This is a genomic window from Pseudomonas sp. FP2338 (assembly GCF_030687515.1).
In the GTDB taxonomy this organism is placed as follows: Bacteria; Pseudomonadota; Gammaproteobacteria; order Pseudomonadales; family Pseudomonadaceae; genus Aquipseudomonas; species Aquipseudomonas salomonii.
Map to the genome: position 1 here is coordinate 2,122,879 of NZ_CP117436.1, position 18,064 is coordinate 2,140,942.

Annotated in this window: 14 protein-coding genes; 5 read left to right on the forward strand and 9 right to left on the reverse strand. The window is 60.2% G+C overall.

Going from position 1 to position 18,064, the window contains the following annotated elements; all coding sequences use genetic code 11:
• Positions 1 to 444: 444 nt before the first annotated feature.
• The 6 genes from PSH96_RS09745 to kdpF all read right to left on the reverse strand — a co-directional run bounded on the left by PSH96_RS09745 (position 445) and on the right by kdpF (position 8,570).
• Positions 445 to 1,137, reverse strand: a complete 693-nt coding sequence (locus PSH96_RS09745) for a response regulator (RefSeq protein ID WP_305458838.1) — start codon at positions 1,135 to 1,137, stop codon at positions 445 to 447.
• Entirely contained in the window at positions 1,134 to 3,785 is a 2,652-nt protein-coding gene (locus PSH96_RS09750; RefSeq protein ID WP_305458840.1) for a sensor histidine kinase KdpD, read from the reverse strand. The genes PSH96_RS09745 and PSH96_RS09750 overlap by 4 nt, the downstream gene beginning before the upstream one ends.
• Before the next feature lie 132 nt (positions 3,786 to 3,917).
• Complete coding sequence (gene kdpB, locus PSH96_RS09755; RefSeq protein ID WP_305458842.1) at positions 3,918 to 5,987, reverse strand: potassium-transporting ATPase subunit KdpB; 2,070 nt, start codon at positions 5,985 to 5,987, stop codon at positions 3,918 to 3,920.
• Between the two features lie 12 nt (positions 5,988 to 5,999).
• Positions 6,000 to 6,647 carry a K(+)-transporting ATPase subunit C gene (gene kdpC, locus PSH96_RS09760; protein WP_305458844.1) on the reverse strand — a complete coding sequence of 216 codons (648 nt, stop codon included), beginning with the start codon at positions 6,645 to 6,647 and terminating at the stop codon, positions 6,000 to 6,002.
• A gap of 10 nt (positions 6,648 to 6,657) precedes the next feature.
• A complete protein-coding gene (gene kdpA, locus PSH96_RS09765; protein WP_305458846.1) occupies positions 6,658 to 8,364 on the reverse strand; it encodes a potassium-transporting ATPase subunit KdpA in 1,707 nt (568 codons plus the stop codon).
• 107 nt (positions 8,365 to 8,471) lie between these two features.
• Positions 8,472 to 8,570, reverse strand: coding sequence for a K(+)-transporting ATPase subunit F (gene kdpF, locus PSH96_RS09770; RefSeq protein ID WP_053255293.1), 99 nt, complete (start codon positions 8,568 to 8,570; stop codon positions 8,472 to 8,474).
• A 725-nt stretch (positions 8,571 to 9,295) separates the two neighbouring features.
• Between kdpF and PSH96_RS09775 the strand changes: the two genes are divergently transcribed.
• Complete coding sequence (locus PSH96_RS09775; RefSeq protein ID WP_305458848.1) at positions 9,296 to 10,561, forward strand: M10 family metallopeptidase C-terminal domain-containing protein; 1,266 nt, start codon at positions 9,296 to 9,298, stop codon at positions 10,559 to 10,561.
• Between the two features lie 137 nt (positions 10,562 to 10,698).
• Here PSH96_RS09775 and PSH96_RS09780 read toward each other — a convergent pair whose 3' ends face one another.
• Together PSH96_RS09780 and PSH96_RS09785 are read right to left on the reverse strand one after the other, a co-directional pair.
• Complete coding sequence (locus tag PSH96_RS09780) at positions 10,699 to 11,829, reverse strand: catalase family protein (protein WP_370694331.1); 1,131 nt, start codon at positions 11,827 to 11,829, stop codon at positions 10,699 to 10,701.
• 29 nt (positions 11,830 to 11,858) lie between these two features.
• On the reverse strand, positions 11,859 to 13,670 hold the full coding sequence (locus PSH96_RS09785; protein ID WP_305458852.1) for a di-heme-cytochrome C peroxidase: 1,812 nt from the start codon (positions 13,668 to 13,670) through the stop codon (positions 11,859 to 11,861).
• A gap of 258 nt (positions 13,671 to 13,928) precedes the next feature.
• Here PSH96_RS09785 and PSH96_RS09790 point away from each other — a divergent pair, with 258 nt between their 5' ends.
• The 4 genes from PSH96_RS09790 to PSH96_RS09805 all read left to right on the forward strand — a co-directional run bounded on the left by PSH96_RS09790 (position 13,929) and on the right by PSH96_RS09805 (position 16,240).
• Complete coding sequence (locus PSH96_RS09790; RefSeq protein WP_017136377.1) at positions 13,929 to 14,669, forward strand: FKBP-type peptidyl-prolyl cis-trans isomerase; 741 nt, start codon at positions 13,929 to 13,931, stop codon at positions 14,667 to 14,669.
• 312 nt (positions 14,670 to 14,981) lie between these two features.
• Positions 14,982 to 15,437 (forward strand): YkvA family protein, encoded by a 456-nt coding sequence (locus tag PSH96_RS09795; protein ID WP_305458854.1) that lies wholly within the window; start codon positions 14,982 to 14,984, stop codon positions 15,435 to 15,437.
• 96 nt (positions 15,438 to 15,533) lie between these two features.
• A complete protein-coding gene (locus tag PSH96_RS09800) occupies positions 15,534 to 15,872 on the forward strand; it encodes a helix-turn-helix transcriptional regulator (RefSeq protein WP_056859659.1) in 339 nt (112 codons plus the stop codon).
• Positions 15,869 to 16,240 carry a hypothetical protein gene (locus tag PSH96_RS09805; RefSeq protein ID WP_005786715.1) on the forward strand — a complete coding sequence of 124 codons (372 nt, stop codon included), beginning with the start codon at positions 15,869 to 15,871 and terminating at the stop codon, positions 16,238 to 16,240. Before PSH96_RS09800 ends, PSH96_RS09805 begins: the two co-directional genes overlap by 4 nt.
• On the opposite strand, the gene PSH96_RS09810 is transcribed toward PSH96_RS09805, so the two are convergent.
• Entirely contained in the window at positions 16,237 to 18,000 is a 1,764-nt protein-coding gene (locus PSH96_RS09810) for a bifunctional diguanylate cyclase/phosphodiesterase (RefSeq protein ID WP_305458857.1), read from the reverse strand. The genes PSH96_RS09805 and PSH96_RS09810 overlap by 4 nt on opposite strands.
• Positions 18,001 to 18,064 lie beyond the last annotated feature (64 nt).

Below are 18,064 nucleotides of genomic sequence, written 5' to 3' on the forward strand. Positions count from 1 at the left end.
CCAGGGCCTGCGGAAAAATCCACTTCGATATCTATTTTTCCATTCCCATCCTTGTCGATCCAGCGCACGGGGTTGCGGCCCAGGTTATCGACACCGTTGTAGTAAGTGTCGGCGGCTGCGGGTGTATTAGTGTCAGCTGGGGTGGGCGACGAATTAGCAGGTTGGGGGGGGCGGCGAGAGGAACAGAAGCTGAGGTGGCAACAATCATGGTCATTATCCTACGCGGGTTTATATCAATTAAACTCAAGGTGGCCAGAGTTATATAAAATAACCGCTGCACAATGAAAGGGTGCTCGAGTAATAAAGTATTTCTTGATTAAAGTTGTGTGCTTTCGAAATAAATTACTTGGCGATAGACTGCTGATTGGGCGTTATTCCTATGTTCAGCTTGACGTGTTCATAGTAGCCATTGAAAGTTAAAGTCCTGCGCAGGCTTGCACCTCCTCATAGCCCCATCAACCGATACCCCACCTGTAATTCGGTAATAAAATGCTGCGGCTGCGCCGGGTTCGCTTCCAGCTTTTGCCGTAAGTGCGCCATGTGCACCCGTAAATAGTGGGCGCGGTCCACGTAATCCAGGCCCCACACTTCCAGCAATAATTGCCGATGGGTCAGCACCCGGCTCTGGCCGCGAATCATCGCGCAGAGCAGGCGGTACTCGATGGGCGTGAGATGCACAGGCTGGCCCTGGCGCCATACCTCGTGGGTCGACAGGTCGATTTCAATCTCGCCAAACGCGACCTTGCTGGTGGCTGCCACGGTGCCGGTCTGCCCGTGCCTGCGCAGTTGGGCGCGGATGCGTGCGAGCAGCTCGGGCACACCAAACGGCTTGGTCAGGTAATCATCGGCGCCGGCGTCGAGGGCGGCGACTTTCTCTTCTTCGCGATCACGCGCCGACAACACCAGAATCGGTACCGCCAACCAACCGCGCAGTTCGCTGATCAAGTGTTTGCCATCGCCATCCGGCAGGCCGAGATCGACGATCACCAGGTCCGGTTGACGGCTGGCCGCATGGATCAGCGCGCGCTTGACGCTGTCGGCCTCGAACACCTGAAAACCTTCATCTTGCAGGGCGATCCCGACGAAGCGGCGGATATTGGCTTCGTCTTCAACAATCAAAATGCGTGCGGTGCTCATAAGGCTTCCATGGACGGGGGTGTGCCCGCCGGTAAAGTGATGATGAAGTGCATGCCGCACGCCTCAACGGCGTTGGCTTCGATGTGCCCGCCGTGGGCTTCGACGATGCGTTTGGCCAGTGCCAGGCCCAGGCCGATGCCGGCGACGGAGGATTCCTGCTGGCCGCGCGTGAAGGGTTCGAACAGGTTGGCGGGGGCCCGACCCGGGCCGTTGTCGCTGACGTCCAGCACAATGGCGCCCGCCGTGGAACGGGCGGCGACGGTAATGCTGCTGCCTGGCGGGGTGTACTTGGCGGCGTTGTCCAACAGGTTGACCAGCACCCGTTCGATCAACAGCGCGTCAATTTCCACCAGCGGCAAGCGCGGGTCCAGCGCGGTGTGCACGCCGTGTCGCGCCAGGGGTTCACGTAGCTGGCGCAGTGCGCTGCCGACGACTTCTTCCAGCGAATGCCACTGCCGGTTCAGGCGCACGCCGCGCTCCTGCATGCGCGCCATGTCCAGCAGGTTTTCGATCAGCCGCTGCATTGAGGTGGCCTGTTCATGGATGCCGTGCAGCAACTCGGTCAGCGGGCCGGGTGGGGCGTGGGGCAGGGCGGTGTCGGCGGCACCGATCAGGGTGGTCAACGGGGTGCGCAGGTCGTGGGATATTGCCGCGAGCAAGGTGTTGCGCATCTTCTCGCCTTCCATCTGCACCAGCGTGCTTTGCGCGACTTCGACGAAGTGCACGCGCTCCAGCGCAATCGCCAGCTGGCTCATGCAGGCTTCCAACAGACGGCGTTCCTGCGGGTCGCTCAAGCGTTCGCTCTGGGCCAATTCCAGCACAAGCACGCCGCGCACGCGCATCGGCGCCTTGAGCGGCAAGTAGCACCCTTTGGCCGCCGACAAGGTGTCGGTGCCGTGGCCGGCGGCCTGGCCGTGGTCGTAGGTCCATTGGGCGATGCTCTCGTCAATCGGCAACCCGCCCGCGCCGACGCTGTGCACGCCATCGGCGGCGTCCGGCAGCGCCAGGCCGACGCGTGCTTCGAATACACCGCTGAAGGTGCGCAGCGCGACTTCACTGATTTGCTCCACGGTCAGCGCGGCCGACAGGTCGCGAGCCAGTCGCGCCAATGAGGTGGCGCGCCGTTCGCGCGCGGCGGCGGTACGTGCTTCGTGGCGCAGGCGTGCGGTGAGTTGCCCGGTGATCAGGGCGATGCCGAGCATCAGCGCAAAGGTGAAGAAATACTGGGTGTCAGTGACGGTAAACGAGTAGCGCGGCTGCACGAAAAAGAAGTCGAAACACAGCACCGCCAGCATCGCGGCCCAGACGCCCGGGCCGCGTCCGTAACGCAGGGCCACCAGCACCACGGTGAGCAAAAACAGCATGACGACGTTGGCCAGGTCGAACACCTGCAGCAGCAATGCCGCAATGGCGCTGGCGGCGAAACAGGCGAGTGTGGCCCACAGATAGGCCAGGGCTCTGCCCGGTGCAGGCGTCGGTTTTTCGATCACAGGCGCAGGCCCCGGCACTGCTCCGTGGGCTATCACGATCTGATCAATCTGCGGGTGATGGCGGCTGATCCGGTCACTGACCGACTGATGCCAGAACCGCCACGCCTGGCGCGGATGGTGACCGAGCACCAGGCGATTGGCGTTGTGCTCGCGGGCACAGGCGACCAGCGCGTCGGCGACGTCCATGCCCGGCAGCGTTGCCGTGTCGGCGCCAAACTCGCTGGCCAGGGTCAGGGTTTTCATGGCGCTCAGATAGCGCTTGGCGCCGCGGCCCTGAGCTGATGCTACATGCACCACGATCCAGTCCGCTTCGAGTTTTTGCGCCAGGCGTGCAGCTTCGCGCACCAGGCGCTCATCGCCCGCGTCGCCCGCCACACCGACCAGCAGCCGTTCGCGCGCCGGCCATAAGGCCTTTATCGACTGTTCGCGGCGGTAGACGCGCATTTGCGTGTCGACCCGGTCTGCTGTGCGCCGCAGCGTCAGTTCACGCAAGGCCAGCAGGTTGCCCTTGCGGAAGAAATGTTTTGAGGCCCGTTCGGCGTGTGGGCCGAGGTAGACCTTGCCGTCCTTGAGGCGTTGCAGCAGATCATCGGGCGGCAAGTCGATCACCACCACTTCGTGGGCGTTATCGAAGACGTGATCGGGGACGGTTTCGCGCACGCGGATGCCGATGATTTCACTGACCAGATCATTCAGGCTTTCCAGATGCTGGACGTTGAGGCTGGTCCACACGTCGATCCCGGCGCTGAGCAATTCCTCTACATCTTGCCAGCGTTTGGGGTGACGCGAGCCGGGCACGTTGCTGTGGGCCAGTTCGTCCACCAGCACCACGGCAGGGCGCCTGTGCAAAGCGGCGTCGAGGTCGAATTCGCTGAGCGCGAAGTCGCGGTGCAGCAGGGCGGCGCGGGGCAGTTGTTCGAGGCCGTCGAGCAGCGCGGCGGTCTCCGCGCGGCCATGGGTTTCCACGACGCCAGCGAGCACGTCACGGCCCAACGCGACTTCGCGTTGCGCCGCAGCGAGCATCGCACAGGTCTTGCCCACCCCGGCGTTTGAGCCGAAGTAGATACGCAATTTGCCGCGCAAGGCGGCCTGTTCTTCCAGCTGTACCCGGGCCAATAGGGCATCGGGGTCGGGGCGTTTGTCAGTGAGTGCGGGCATAGTCTTCCTGATCAATACAACACAATTAACTGTGGGAGCTGGCTTGCCTGCGATGGCGGTGTGTCAGTTGAAACTTCCTGGCTGACCCACCGTTATCGCAGGCAAGCCAGCTCCCACATTGGGTTTAGGGTGCTACACCAGGCCCAATCCGCTCAGCAGCATGTCGATCACCTTGATCCCCGCAAACGGCACCAACACACCGCCCAGGCCATAGATCAACAGGTTGCGATTGAGCAACGCCGCCGCGCCGATGGCCCGGTAAGTCACGCCGCGCAACGCCAGCGGAATCAACGCGACAATGATCAGCGCGTTGAAAATCACCGCGCTCAAAATCGCCGAGTTGGGGCTGCTCAGGTGCATCACGTTCAAGGCGCCGAGCTGTGGGTAGGTGGCGACAAACGCCGCCGGGATGATTGCGAAGTACTTCGCCACGTCATTGGCCACGCTGAACGTGGTGAGGGCGCCGCGGGTCATCAGCATCTGTTTGCCGACCTCGACCACTTCGATCAGCTTGGTCGGGTTGCTGTCGAGGTCAACCATGTTGCCGGCTTCTTTGGCGGCCTGGGTGCCGCTGTTCATCGCCACGGCCACGTCGGCCTGGGCCAGCGCCGGCGCGTCGTTGGTGCCGTCGCCGGTCATGGCCACCAGCTTGCCCTGGGCCTGGTAGTCGCGGATCAGTTGCAGCTTGTCTTCCGGACGGGCCTCGGCGAGGAAGTCATCCACCCCGGCTTCCACCGCAATCGCAGCGGCGGTCAGGCGATTGTCGCCGGTGATCATCACGGTCTTGATGCCCATGCGCCGCAACTCGGCGAAGCGCTCCTTGATGCCGCCTTTCACCACGTCTTTCAGCTCAACCACGCCCAGGGCCTTGGCACCGTCGCTGACCACCAGCGGCGTGCTGCCGCGCCGCGACACTTCATCGACTTTGGCCTGCAACGCCGCCGGGAAACTCCCGCCCAAGGCTTCGATATGGCTGCGAATCGCATCCGACGCGCCCTTGCGAATGGCGCGGCCTTCGGCCAGGTCGACGCCGCTCATGCGGGTTTGCGCGGTGAAGTGCACAAAGCGTGCGCCGAGGGCGTTGATGTCCCGCGCGCGGATATCGAATTTCTGCTTGGCCAGCACCACAATGCTGCGGCCTTCCGGGGTTTCATCCGCCAGTGAGGCAAGCTGCGCGGCGTCCGCCAGCTCGGCTTCCTTCACGCCCGGAGCCGGCAGAAAGCTGCTGGCCTGGCGATTGCCCAAAGTGATGGTGCCGGTCTTGTCCAACAGCAACACGTCGACATCACCCGCCGCCTCGACGGCACGGCCGGAGGTGGCAATCACATTGGCCGACATCATGCGGCTCATGCCTGCCACGCCGATGGCCGAGAGCAGGCCGCCGATGGTGGTGGGGATCAGGCACACCAGCAACGCCACCAACACCGTGGCGCTGATCACGCTGCCGCTGCCGCTCATGGCCACGGCGAAGATCGAGTAGGGGCTCAGCGTGGCGATCACCAGCAGGAACAGCAGCGTGAGGCCCACCAGCAGAATCGTCAGCGCGACTTCATTCGGCGTCTTCTGGCGTTTGGCCGATTCGACCATCGAGATCATGCGGTCCAGGAACGACTCGCCGGGGTTGACGCTGATGCGCACCACCAGCCAGTCCGACAGCACCCGCGTGCCGCCGGTGACCGAGGAAAAGTCGCCACCGGCCTCGCGAATCACCGGCGCCGATTCGCCAGTGATCGCGCTCTCATCCACCGAGGCCACGCCTTCAATCACCACGCCGTCCAGCGGCACCAGGTCGCCGGCTTCGATCAACACCACGTTGTCTTTGCGCAGCAGGCTGGCTTCCAGCGGTAGCCAGGCCGCGCCGTGGCGCGGTTGCTGCAGCAGTTTGGCCAGGGTCTGGCGTTTCATGCCGCGCAGGCTTGCGGCCTGGGCGCGGCTGCGGCCTTCGGCCAGGGCTTCGGCGAAGTTGGCGAACAGCACGGTGAACCACAACCACAAGGTGATGCTGAGGATAAAACCGCTGGGCGCTTCACCCTGGCCACCCAGGGATTGGAACCACAGCAAAGTAGTGAGGATGCTGCCCAGGTACACCACGAACATCACCGGGTTTTTCCATTGGGCCTGGGGCAGCAGTTTCTTCAACGCATCAACGCCGGCAGTCAGCACGATGCGTCGGTCAAACAGGGGTAAACGAGCATTCTTCATGAGGGCAATCTCTTACTCACTGACCGCAATAGAGGGCTGACGTGCATCCAGCGCCAAGTTGAGTTGCAGCACATTCACCCGTGGCTCGCCGAGCAGGCCGAGGGTGCGTGCGGCGGTGTGGTCGTTGAGCAGTTGCAGCAGGTCGGTTTCGGGGATATGCCGCAATCGTGCGACCCGCGCCAGTTGCAGACGGGCGTTGGCTACCGAGATGTGCGGGTCGAGGCCCGACGCGGACGCGGTGACCGCGTCCACCGGCACCGGGGCATCGGCGGCCAGGCCGTTGTCCTGGCGATAGGCCTTGGCGCGTGCCGCCACCTGGTCCACCAGTTTCTGGCTGGTCGGGCCCAGGTTGCTGGCGCCGCTGGAACCTGCGTTGTATGGCTGCGAAACGCTTTTGCTCGGGTCTTGCGGGTCGGCGCCGAGGGTCATGCTTGGGCGCCCATGGAAGTACGCGGGCTTGGTGAAATCCTGGCCGATCAGCGCAGAGCCAATCACCAACCCGTCGCGTTCAATCAGCGAGCCCTGGGCCTGAAACGGGAACAGCAATTGCGCGGCCGCGGTGGTGAACGCCGGGTAAGCCAGCCCGGTCAGCAGCATGAAAAACACCGCCGACACCAGCACCGGGCGCAGCAGCCCTTTGAAGATCGATTGAGTGGTCATCAACATGTCCTTAGTTGTAGGTCTGGCCGGACAGCAACTGCAGTTGCTCCACCAGCGGGCCAAGCGCGAGCGCGGGCAAGAAGGTCAGGCCTCCGACCACCAGCACCACGAACACCACCAGCAACATGAACAGCGGGGTGGCAGTGGGGATGGTGCCGGCGCCGGCCGGCACGGTTTTTTTCATCGCCAGGGAGCCGGCCACGGCGAGCATCGGCAGCATCGTGAAGAAGCGCCCGATCAACATCGCAAGACCAATGGTGGTGTTGAAAAACGGCGTGTTGGCATTCAGCCCGGCGAACGCCGAACCGTTGTTGGCAGTGCCGGAGGTGTACGCGTAGAGCACCTCGCTGAAACCGTGGGGGCCCAGGTTGTTGAGGCTGGCCAGGGTGTCCGGCCACAGGGCGGCGAGGGCGGTGAAACCGAGGATGCTGATGGGGTGCGCGAGCACTGAGAGCATCACCAGTTTCATCTCGCGGGCCTCGATTTTCTTGCCGAGAAATTCCGGGCTGCGGCCGATCATCATGCCCACCAGGAACACCGTGAGCAGCGCGTACTGGATCAGGTTGATAAAGCCCACGCCGTCACCACCGAACACGCAGTTGAGCATCATCTGCGCCAGTGGCACGAAGCCGCCCATGGGCGTCAGCGAGTCGTGCATGGCATTCACCGAGCCGGTAGTGGCGGCGGTGGTGGTGGCGATAAACAAGCTGCTGTCGGCGATGCCGAAGCGCAGTTCCTTGCCTTCCATGTTGCCGCCACTTTGCTCAATCGACAGCGTCTGGTTGGCGCCGGCCTGGGTCAGCAGCGGGTTGCCGGTTTGCTCGGCGCCATACACCAGCGCGAGGAAGCCGATGAACATCACCAGAAACGTGCCGAAGAACACCCAGCCCTGGCGACGTTGCAGCAGCATGCTGCCGAAGGTGTAGGTCAGCGCTGACGGGATCAGCAACATGCTGAGGATGTGCAAAATGTTGGTCAGCGGCGTCGGGTTTTCGAACGGGTGAGCGGCGTTCATGCTGAAGAAGCCGCCGCCGTTGGTACCGATATGTTTGATCGATTCAAAGCTTGCGACTGCGCCAACGATCAACTGTTGTTGTGCGCCCTCAAGCGTCGTAGCCAAGGCTTGGGAAGCGAAGGTTTGCGGCATGCCTTGCCACACATACACCAACGCCATGCCCACGCAGAGTGGCAGCATCACCCGGTAAAGCGTGCGGGTGAAGTCGACCCAGAAGTTGCCGATATCCGCCGAGCTTGAGCGACTCAAGCCGCGAATGAAACCCGCCGCCGCGACCACGCCGGACGTGGCGCCGACAAACATCAGAAAGGTAATGACCGCCATCTGGCTGAAGTTCGACAGGCTGGTTTCACCCGAGTACGCCTGCCAGTTGGTGTTGGTAATAAAGGACGCGGCGGTGTTGAATGCCAGGTCCGGGGTTTGCGCGGCCAGCCCCAGCGGGTTGATCGGCATGACCGCCTGCAGGCGCAGGACGACATAGCCGAGCAGCATCATCGCCGCGTTCGACAGCACCAGCGCTGAACCATAGCGGGCCCAGCCCATGGTTTCCAGCGGGTTGATGCCCAGAAGGCGATAGGTAAAACGTTCCGGCCAGGCATGGCGGTTCCCGGTAAAGACCCGGGTCAGCCACTTGCCCATCAGCACGGCGAGCGCAGTCATCAACCCCAGGACCAGCGCAAATTCCAGCAAAGTGCTTAACATGTCGTGGCTCCGTTCAAATCTTGCCCATGGCGACTATGGCCATGGCAGTCGCACTAAAGAACACCAGGGAGAGGCCCATAAACATCACGTCGTACATGGCGGGCTCCCTAGAATTTTTCGGCGCGAATGAGGGCGTAGCCCAAGTAAGCGAACAGGCCGACGGCGCATAAACCGCTGGCAACATAGATGAAGGTCAGTGTGAGCACGGTGTAACTCCCCTTGTTGAATAAGCCGGGGAGGTTATGCGCTCGCGTATCAAGCTCGGGCACTGATTACGGGGGGCGGTATTAAGACGGTATAGAGAAGGTTTTTTGCCGGGCGCACGAAAACAAGGGATAGCCCGGTGGTGGGGTATCCCTTGAACGTTTGGGGTTCTGCTGATTTCGCTGATCGGCTTATTTGGCTTTCTTTTTCTTCTCGCCGCGGGTGGCGAGGTGCTCGAAGCAAAACGCGGCGGTACCGAAGAGCGCAATCATTGACAGGACGACCATGCCTAAAGTTGAACTTTCCACGATGACTTCCTACGGGTTTTGGGGTAGGAAGTGACGGTAGAGGGTGGGGGGGTAGTTACTCAATAGGGACGACGTAATCGTTATGGGGATGCGGTGATTTATACGGATTCTTTACGGATAAGGGGGCTCAACGAGGAAGGCTGCTTGTGGTTAGGCGGTGTCAACCCGGCAGGCGAGGGGCCTGTTAGCCAGGAACGTGGGTTCAAGCGCAACGATCGAAAAAACAGCCTGGGCGCTCGGTAATATAGGAATATGCTTATTTAATATTGGCTGTTGGCTATTTTTATTTTGGTCTTCTATTTAGTGGAAAATTGGAAATATTTACTCATTGTTGGTTGTCTTGTGTTTCCGTTATTGAATGCTTAGCCTGTATGTTCTGTTATTTTATCGGTTGTGGCCAATAGCTAAAGGTGATTTATATGAGTATTACTGTGCCCTCTAATAACGTTGTCGCTAGTTCCATTCCATCGCCAAACCCGGTCAGGCCGCAGGGTGGAAACGATATTCTTGTAGGCGGAACCGGAGGACTGGCCTCTGCGCGCTGGCAGGATAAAGACGGCAATGGGAAAATTGATATTGAAGTGGATATGGGTGATGAGGAAGGTGAGCATTTTTCCGGTTTAGGTATGACAGGCTACAACGCACCTAATGAGGCGCAGCAGAGGGAACTGCGGCAGCAGATGGGCCTCATGACTAATGATGTAAATGTGACGTTTCACAAAAAGGGTGATATAGCCAACCCTGATGGAAAAATAAAGATCGGGTCCTTTCAGCAAAACACAACACAAAATAGTGATGTGGTGAGCTACACGCCAACTGATTCGAGTAAGCCTGTCGAGGTGTACTTTAACGGGAACGAAGAGGAGAACCCAACGATTTCACTCCCCGATGGCTATAATAAAGGAGGTAACACGCTGACTCGTGCGCTGTTGTACGCCATGGGTGTAACCCCCCCCAAGCCAGTGGAAGAGGGTGGTACGCGTGACTCCCTGGGTTACAGCGCACTCAGCCCTCAGTCAGAAACCACAACGGGTCATGATTTTAAGGGCAAGCCTGTCACCAGCCCGCAAATAGATGACAAGGGGCAGTTGGAGAAACTCTTCGGAGTAAATACGAGTGTTAAAGACAAGACGTTTGAGTTGCATGAGTTAGGTAAGGACGGTTGGGGCGCGACGTTGTCTATTTCAAGTGGGGTAGCTGGCCACGAGACCCTCGACGCTAGTGCTGATACTAATGATCAAGTTATCAATTTGAAGCCGGGCAAATTTTCCAGCGTAAAGGGCTACAAAGATAATGTTTCTATTACTCCCGGCACGGTAGTTGAAGATGTTAAAACAGGATCGGGTACAAATAGGATCTATCCTAACGCAGGGGCGAATACTATCACATTGGGTACAGGCGAAAATACGGTCGTTTATGAGCAAGAGTGGGATGGCAGTCCAGCACGCCAGGATAAAATAATTGGGTTTAAAACAGGAGTGGATAAGCTGGATGTGAGTAATCTTTGGACTTACCCACCTTACATGCGCTTTGAAGTCGAAACAAACGCAGACGGGTCCACCTGGGTGAAGGGGTGGTCGGGCGCTGATAAAAGTGGGCCGGCTCCTGATAAAGTCCCAGACTTTTTGCTACGTGCTGATGGCGCCCAAAGGAGCGACCTGATCTTAAATGCCATAGGTATTTAAGGTGTATATGAATCCTACAATACCCTGACCTTGACCCCGGCCAGGGTATTACAATGTTTTTTCAAGTGAGCGAACGGCCCACCCTTCTGTAGAAAGGTGGGCTCTTCCACGTAGGACCCTAAACTGCTTTATCCTGATTATAAGTTTCGGCTATGCCGATAGTCGCTCACCGCCTCATACACCGCCTTGCGCAACCGATTGATCCCCCCAATCGGCCGATGCGCCTCCAACCCGAACCAGGGGTTAAACGACTGGTTGTCACAGGCAAGATTCAACGCCGGTGTATCAAAATCTTGCGCAGGGATCCGCACCTTGGCCACGGTTTCATACTGTGCATCACTCTCCTTCCATTCGATACTGGTGTCTTCAATCGGCATAAACTTCTGCGGATTCTGCCGCTGAATCTGCAACACAAAACACGCCGGCACGCGATCAGTCGACAGTTGCTGGTTCAACGCGCTGCGCAGAAAATTTGGCAGGTCCTGATTCTGCTTGGGCAACACATATTCCGGGCAGCTTTGCGGGTCGGGCGCCACACGGAACTTGGCATTCGCCGCGCCGAACTTGTAAGGCGAAACCGAAAAGTATGTAGTCTGCGTCGGGCTGGCCGGCGCAGGTGCCAGGGTCGCCAGGGCGATAAACAGGTGACGCACTTGCCAACTGCGCGGGTCGGCCTTGGGGAAGAACGCCAGCACCTTTTTGCCGTCAGCCTGGGCGCCGATGTTCTGGGCATACTCCGCGACATCGCTGACAAAAAAGTTCGGATGGCTGAACATCACGAAATCCTGTTCCGTGCGTGCCTGCTGGTCCGCCATCAGCTGTTTGCCCGGTACATCCAGCAGTTTGAGGGCCATGCCTCGCGCATCGCGGATGCTGTCGAATTGCGGGTAAGCGTTGCCGTTGGACAGGCGCATCAGCGCTTGCCAGGTCTTGCCCGGTTCGGCGAACACGCCTTGGCGTAATGCCGGGTCGAGATCCGCCATTACGCTGACTTCGGCCTTCACGCAGCCGTGGGCCTTGGCATGCGCGTCACGCAGGTAGCGCGTGCCTTCGCGGTGCTGGTCGACGATGCGCACCGCCGTCTGGATGATGCCCTGGCTCATGGCCGCTTCACCGGGCGGGATTTGCTCGTTCGGTGAGACCGGGCCGCTGTGTCGCCACGCGAACCAGGCCGTGGCGATCAGCCAGCCCAGCAGCCCAAGACCCACCAGCCACAACAGGGTTTTACCCAGAAACGCGCCGAGGCGCAGCCACAGACGAGCGAGCATGGAACGGTCCTTGTATTGCGATCGGATAATCATGGCAATTGTTGCTCCAGCGGGCCGCCCAGCACTTTGAGGTATTCCAGCAGCGCCCAGCGTTCCTGCGGCAGCAGGCCACGGCCGATCACGCCATTGCCACGCTTGCCGTCACGGAATTCATGGCCGCTGTTGTGGTTGCCGGTGATTGAGGTGTCGAACAGGAAGGCGTTCTTGAATGCGCCGGTCTCAAAGCCCAAGTGGCGCGGGTCGTAGGCGAACGTGCCTTTATAGAAGGTAGTGCTGCGCTCATCCTGGGGCGAGAGCAGTTGGTAGATGGTCGGCACCGAGCCGTTGTGCAGGAACGGTGGCGTGGCCCATACGCCGGCCAGGGGGCGCGCCTTGTAGGCACGCAGCTCGCGCACGCCGATGGGCAAGCCGAACCCGTCCAGGCTCGGCCGCTCGGCTGGAGTCACGCCAGCGGCGCGATAGGCGTGGTCTTCGACAAAGGCGGTGACGTAGGCCAGGCCTTGGGCCACGGACATTTTGTGCAGGTCCAGCGCTGCGGTCGGCGTGGGGTGCAGCTCGACGTTGAGCTTGGCCAGTTCTGCCGGGTCCCATTGCAGCGCGCTGAGGTCGTAGCGCTGGTCGGCGATGTTGCTGGCGGTGCCGGGGTCGGTGCCGATGTACTCCACAGGCAGCATTTTCAGTTGTTGCACCGGGCGGCCATTGATCTGGCTGACGGTGGGCACATGGCAGCCGGCGCAGTTCTCGGCAAACAGCGCGCGGCCTTGGGCGGCGAGGGGTTTGTCGACGGCGCCGAACAGGTCTTGCGGCCAGGTGGGCGGCTTGAGGCGTTGCAGGGTTTCTTCGATCAGGTTGAGGTCGCGCACGCGCACGCTTGAGGGATAGCGGGCAGCGCCTTGAAGTGGCTGGCCGGCACTGTCGAAGAAATCCAGCGTCGCGCCGACACCGAGGGCTTCACCGATATTGCGCGCCATGGGTTGCTGGGCCGAACCGTTCCATTGCACCCAGTCGAAGGTCCAGATATCCCACAGATGCGGGTAGTCCACCGGCGCATTGGCGACACGGTAGTTGTCCGGCGAAATGGCGTCACCAAAGCTGGCATTGGCGATGCGACCAAAGGCGTCAGTGCGGCCCGGGCCTTCTTCGGTGGGGTAGAGGCCACGGTGTGTGTCGTTCCAGGCGACTTTAAGGAACTGGTTCAGCGACTGTTTGAAGTCCTGACGCAGTTGTTGCTTGCTGTGGTCGTCATAGTCTTGACCGAGCACGTTGTGGGCGAAGCGATCGAACTTCCAGGGCAAATAGTAGGTGGCGGCAAGGCTGGCCACCAAGGCCTGGCCGAAACTGCCACCGCGCAAGGTCGGTACGCTGGACGGCAGCACATGCTGGGCCGAGCCGCCGTCGATGCGCAGCGCCTGGTTTTTGAAATGCAGCTCGCCGGTGTGGCAGGCGGCGCAGGTGATGTCCAGGTATTGCACCTTGCTGTCGGCGTTCTGGTGCCGGGCGAAGCCTACGGGCAGGTTGCCGGGGTTTTGTGCGCTGGGCACTTGCTTGGGATCGACCAGAAAACCGAAGCGTGCGAGGTAGTCGAGCGTGGCAAAACGTTGGTCCGAAAACGGCAGTTCGAGGGCGGTGAACCAGTCGTAATGCAGGCCTTTTACTTGGGTGCCCTGGGGCGTGAAGTAGTAGGTCTGGCGATCGGCCTCGCTCCATTGTTCCTGATAGTGTACTTGCTCTACGGGCACGTAATCCGGCAGCTTTGGGTTGAGGGTGTAATAGAGCACCACGGCCAGCAGCAGGCCCAGGGCGAGCAATATCAGGAGTAAAACACGGGAAAAAATGCGCAAGATGGCTATCCTTGTCTCGGCCTTGTCGAGTTGTAGCGTTCTTATGCCATTGCATCACGGGTGCGGCAAGTGGCCAGCAGCCTGGTTGCGAATGGTCCCGCGATCCTTCGCGGGCCCCTATAATGAATGAAAATGCTTTTAAACACGTGAACTTATCAGAAGTTTCCTGCTCAGATGCCGGTAGCCATTGGTCGTGGCCGCCTGATAAGCTCGCGACTTTACTCGAATGCCCTTTTGGCGCACGAACAAGGAAATAGCATGAAACAGCATCGGTTGGCGGCGGCGGTGGCCCTGGTTAGCCTGGTACTTGCGGGTTGTGATTCGCAGACCAGCGTAGAGCTGAAAACCCCGGCGCAGAAAGCTTCCTACGGCATCGGCCTGAACATGGGCAAAAGCCTTGCTCAAGAAGGCATGGATGACCTGGACTCCAAAGCGGTAGCCCAAGGCATCGAAGATGCCGTCGGCAAGAAAGAACAGAAGCTCAAAGACGACGAGCTGGTTGAAGCGTTTGCCGCACTGCAAAAACGTGCTGAAGAACGCATGACCAAAATGAGCGAAGAGTCGGCAGCCGCCGGCAAGAAATTCCTCGAAGACAACGCCAAGAAAGACGGCGTAGTCACCACCGCTTCCGGTCTGCAATACAAGATCGTGAAGAAGGCCGACGGCGCTCAGCCCAAGCCGACCGACGTAGTGACTGTTCACTACACCGGCAAGCTCACCAACGGCACCACCTTTGACAGCTCCGTAGATCGCGGCAGCCCGATTGACCTGCCGGTCAGCGGCGTGATCCCGGGTTGGGTCGAAGGCCTGCAACTGATGCACGTAGGCGAGAAGGTCGAGTTGTACATCCCGTCCGACCTGGCCTACGGCGCGCAGAGCCCGAGCCCGGCGATTCCAGCCAACTCCGTGCTGGTTTTCGACCTGGAGCTGCTGGCCATCAAGGACCCAGCCAAGGCTGAAGCCCCTGACGCACCTGCGGCGCCAGCTGCCAAGAAGTAATCGGCACCTGAACACACAACGCCCCGTTTTTACGGGGCGTTGTTGTTTCTGGCGTTTGCAGATCTGTGCCTTTGCAAATCCAATCGAACATCCCCAACCTGTAACAGTCTGACATAAGAGTCGAGCACGGGTAGCCGCACATCAATGCCAAGTCAATGAATTCTTGGGTTTTTTTTATGTGCGCAAAAAACGCCCGATCTGACTGCAAGCCTTGTAGCCCGTGGCTTTCAGCCGATAAAACAGGCTCTGTTCACAAGGTTATCCACAATTTGTGTGGATAACCTTTTATGTCGCCTGGAACTGGAGTGACCGATGAAACCACCCTTCAACTTCACCCGCTTCCTACCCATGGCCGCACGCTTGCTCGGCCGTGGCCGGTTGCCAACCCTGCTGTTTGCCGTGGCCGCCAAAGGCTCAAGCCAGGGCAACCGGCTGGGTAAACTCAAGGATGATCTCAAATTGCTCCAGGCCTTGTGCCTGGCTTACTGGCGCGGTGAGTACCGGGCCATCAGCCCCAAGGCGCTGATCTCGGTAGTGGCGGGGCTGATGTACTTCCTCAGCCCGATTGACGCGATCCCGGACTTTATCCCGATGTTCGGCATGCTCGATGACATTGCCGTGCTGGCATGGGTCATGAAGACCCTGGATGGCGAACTGAGCGCCTTTCGCGCCTGGCGCGACGCCCAGCGCCCGGAAAAACTCGCGGTGGTTGAGCGGCTGCCTGCGACGCCTGGGCTGCTGGCCCAGGAGAACCCGCAAAAAAACTGAACGCGCTTATATCCCCCTGCGACCTTTGTGGCTGTTAGGATTACACTTCTAAGGAAAGAACTTACTTAGTAAGTGTTGTTATCCTACGGGGCAGTCATGGATATTCAGATAATTTCACGCGATGGCGCACCCGAGTATGCGGTGTTGCCATGGGACCAGTACCAAGCGCTACTAAAAGCTGCCGGTCAGCAACAGCCTGTCGCCACTCCTTCTTCTACCGCTCAAGTCACGCCCGATCAGGCCTTGCGCCCGCTCGCGGACTTGCGCGGCCTGCGTGAGGCCAAGGGCTTGGCCATTGAAAGCCTGGCCCGCACCGTGGGCATCAGCCCTTCGTACCTCGGATTGATTGAAAGTGGTGAACGCCAGCCGGATGCCGCCATCCGCCGCAGCCTGGCCTGGGAATTGGGCGTTGCAGGTTGGAGGGATGAATCTTGAGTCTTCGAATCAGTCGTCAACACTGGGATGGGTTACTCAACGAACTGGACCAGGCACGCCGGCAGCGCCATTTGCTCACCTACCGCGCGCTGCTGGAGCGCCTGCAATTTCCCACGCCGGCAATGCAAACCCTGGCCGCTGCCCTTGAGCACCTGGCCGCGCTGGACGCCAAGGCCGAGCAGCCTTTGCGCAGCTCGCTGGTGATCAGCCAGGGCGCCAGCCGCTTGCCGCGTACCGGTTTCTTTGAATGTGTGGAGCGCCTGGGGCGGTTCAGCGGGCCGTCCGACGGTGTGGCTGCTGCGTCCTGGCACGCTTCGGAAGTGGTGCGCGTGTTCGAGTACGAGTACCCGGAGTCCGCCGAGGCCTAAGCGTGCAGGCTGTCCATGCTGTCGATCACATGGATGCTGTAACCGGCAATGTCTTTGGCGTGGTGCTTGGCTTGCGAGGCCAGCTCCGCCAGCTGGCTGGCATCCAGGTGTGCAAAGGCCTGTGGATATAAATGCACCACGCCGATCGACAATGACAGCAAGGCGAACTCCTGGCGCACGCCCTGGCGGTTCAACGCCACGAAACAACCAGCGTCCAGGTGTTCGGCGCGGTAGAAACGTCGGCATTGGGTGTGGAAGTCATCCAGTAACTGGTTGAGCCGCTTGCGCCAATCCTGCGGGCCCAGCACCAGCAAAAAATCATCGCCGCCAATGTGCCCGACAAAGTCGCGGCTGGGGTCGACCCGATCGTTCAGGCACTGCGCCAGGCACAACAACACCTCATCCCCACGCCCGTAGCCGTAGATATCGTTGAACGGCTTGAAGCTGTCGATATCCACGTAGCAGATCACCGACTCGCGCTGTTGTTGCAGCAACCGCGTCAGGCACTGCTGAATCGGCACGTTGCCCGGCAGCAGCGTCAGCGGGTTGGCATAACGCGCCTGCTGGATCTTCAGCTCAGTGATCAACTTGAGCACATCGATCACCCGGCCCAGGCCCAGGTAGTCACCGTTGAGGGTGATGATGAAGTCTTCCTCGATCCGTTGCCGCGCACGGCTGGTGAGCAGGCGGCTGACCTGTTGCAGGGATTGGCTCAACTCCACCGCCAGGAAGTCATCGCTCATCAAGCGACTGATGGGTTTGCGTGCGAACAGGTCGGTGGCGAACGGCTTGAGCAGCGCATCCGACAGCGAATGCCGATGCACGATGCCGACCGGGTGACCGCGCCCATCCAGCACGGCCAGGGAGTTGAGGTTGGCCTGACGGCGGAAGGATTCGAGCACCTGGGCGGTAGCGGTGTCCTGATCCACCGCCGGTTGTTCGTTGAGCAAGGCGCTGAGGTCGCTGCCTTCTTCGCTGAGGGTGATGTGGGTGTGGTCCTGCTTGGGCAGCATCAGGCGCGCTTCCCGGGGCGGTTGTTCCTGGGGGCGGCAAAGCAGGTAGCCCTGGACCAAGTCAACGCCCATTTCCGTCAACACCGCCAACTCCTCCGGCAGCTCGATACCTTCGGCAATCACCTGGGCACGGGATGCCTTGGCGATTTGCAGGATAGAACCGACGAACTCGCGCTTGAGCGCATCCTGATGGATGCCGTCGATAAAATGCCGGTCGATTTTCACGTAGTCCGGGCGCAGCTCCGACCACAGACGCAGGCTGGAATACCCGGCGCCCAAGTCATCCAGGGCGATGGCAAACCCCATGTCGCGGTAATGATGCAGCGCGGTTTGCAGCAGGTCGAAATCGTCGGTGGGCGTTTGCTCGGTGAGTTCGATCACCACCTGGCTTGGGGGGATGCCGAAGTCGCGCAACAACTGCAAGGTGCGGCCCGGTTGATGCGCCGTCTCCATCAAGGACTCCGGCGAGATATTCAGGAACAGCTTGCCCGGCAGCTTATGCTCGCTGAAGCGGCGGCAGGCACTTTCGCGGCAGGCCATTTCCAGCTCGCTGAGGCGCCCGGCATGGCTGGCCACACTGAACAGGGCGACGGGGGAGTGCAAGGGGCTGTTGGATGGGCCACGGCTGAGCGCTTCGTAGCCGAGGATACGCCGTTCGGACAGGCAAATGATCGGTTGGAACAGGCTGTGTAAACTGCCTTGAGCCAGGATTGAGCCCAATGCATTCAGCTGTTCGGTCATGGTCATGGCGATCTCGATCGAAAAAAAAGGACCGCAGGCTTAACGCCTGCGGTCCCTTTATTTCACGACA

Excerpts from the sequence above, each read along its gene's own strand:
- kdpC (WP_305458844.1), bottom strand. The coding sequence starts at position 6,647 with ATGACCACTCAATCGATCTTCAAAGGGCTGCTGCGCCCGGTGCTGGTG.
- kdpB (WP_305458842.1), bottom strand. The coding sequence starts at position 5,987 with ATGAAGAATGCTCGTTTACCCCTGTTTGACCGACGCATCGTGCTGACT.
- PSH96_RS09810 (WP_305458857.1), bottom strand. The coding sequence starts at position 18,000 with ATGACCATGACCGAACAGCTGAATGCATTGGGCTCAATCCTGGCTCAA.
- PSH96_RS09745 (WP_305458838.1), bottom strand. The coding sequence starts at position 1,137 with ATGAGCACCGCACGCATTTTGATTGTTGAAGACGAAGCCAATATCCGC.
- PSH96_RS09780 (WP_370694331.1), bottom strand. The coding sequence starts at position 11,829 with ATGCTCGCTCGTCTGTGGCTGCGCCTCGGCGCGTTTCTGGGTAAAACC.
- PSH96_RS09750 (WP_305458840.1), bottom strand. The coding sequence starts at position 3,785 with ATGCCCGCACTCACTGACAAACGCCCCGACCCCGATGCCCTATTGGCC.
- PSH96_RS09795 (WP_305458854.1), top strand. The coding sequence starts at position 14,982 with ATGAAACCACCCTTCAACTTCACCCGCTTCCTACCCATGGCCGCACGC.
- PSH96_RS09790 (WP_017136377.1), top strand. The coding sequence starts at position 13,929 with ATGAAACAGCATCGGTTGGCGGCGGCGGTGGCCCTGGTTAGCCTGGTA.
- PSH96_RS09800 (WP_056859659.1), top strand. The coding sequence starts at position 15,534 with ATGGATATTCAGATAATTTCACGCGATGGCGCACCCGAGTATGCGGTG.
- kdpA (WP_305458846.1), bottom strand. The coding sequence starts at position 8,364 with ATGTTAAGCACTTTGCTGGAATTTGCGCTGGTCCTGGGGTTGATGACT.
- PSH96_RS09775 (WP_305458848.1), top strand. The coding sequence starts at position 9,296 with ATGAGTATTACTGTGCCCTCTAATAACGTTGTCGCTAGTTCCATTCCA.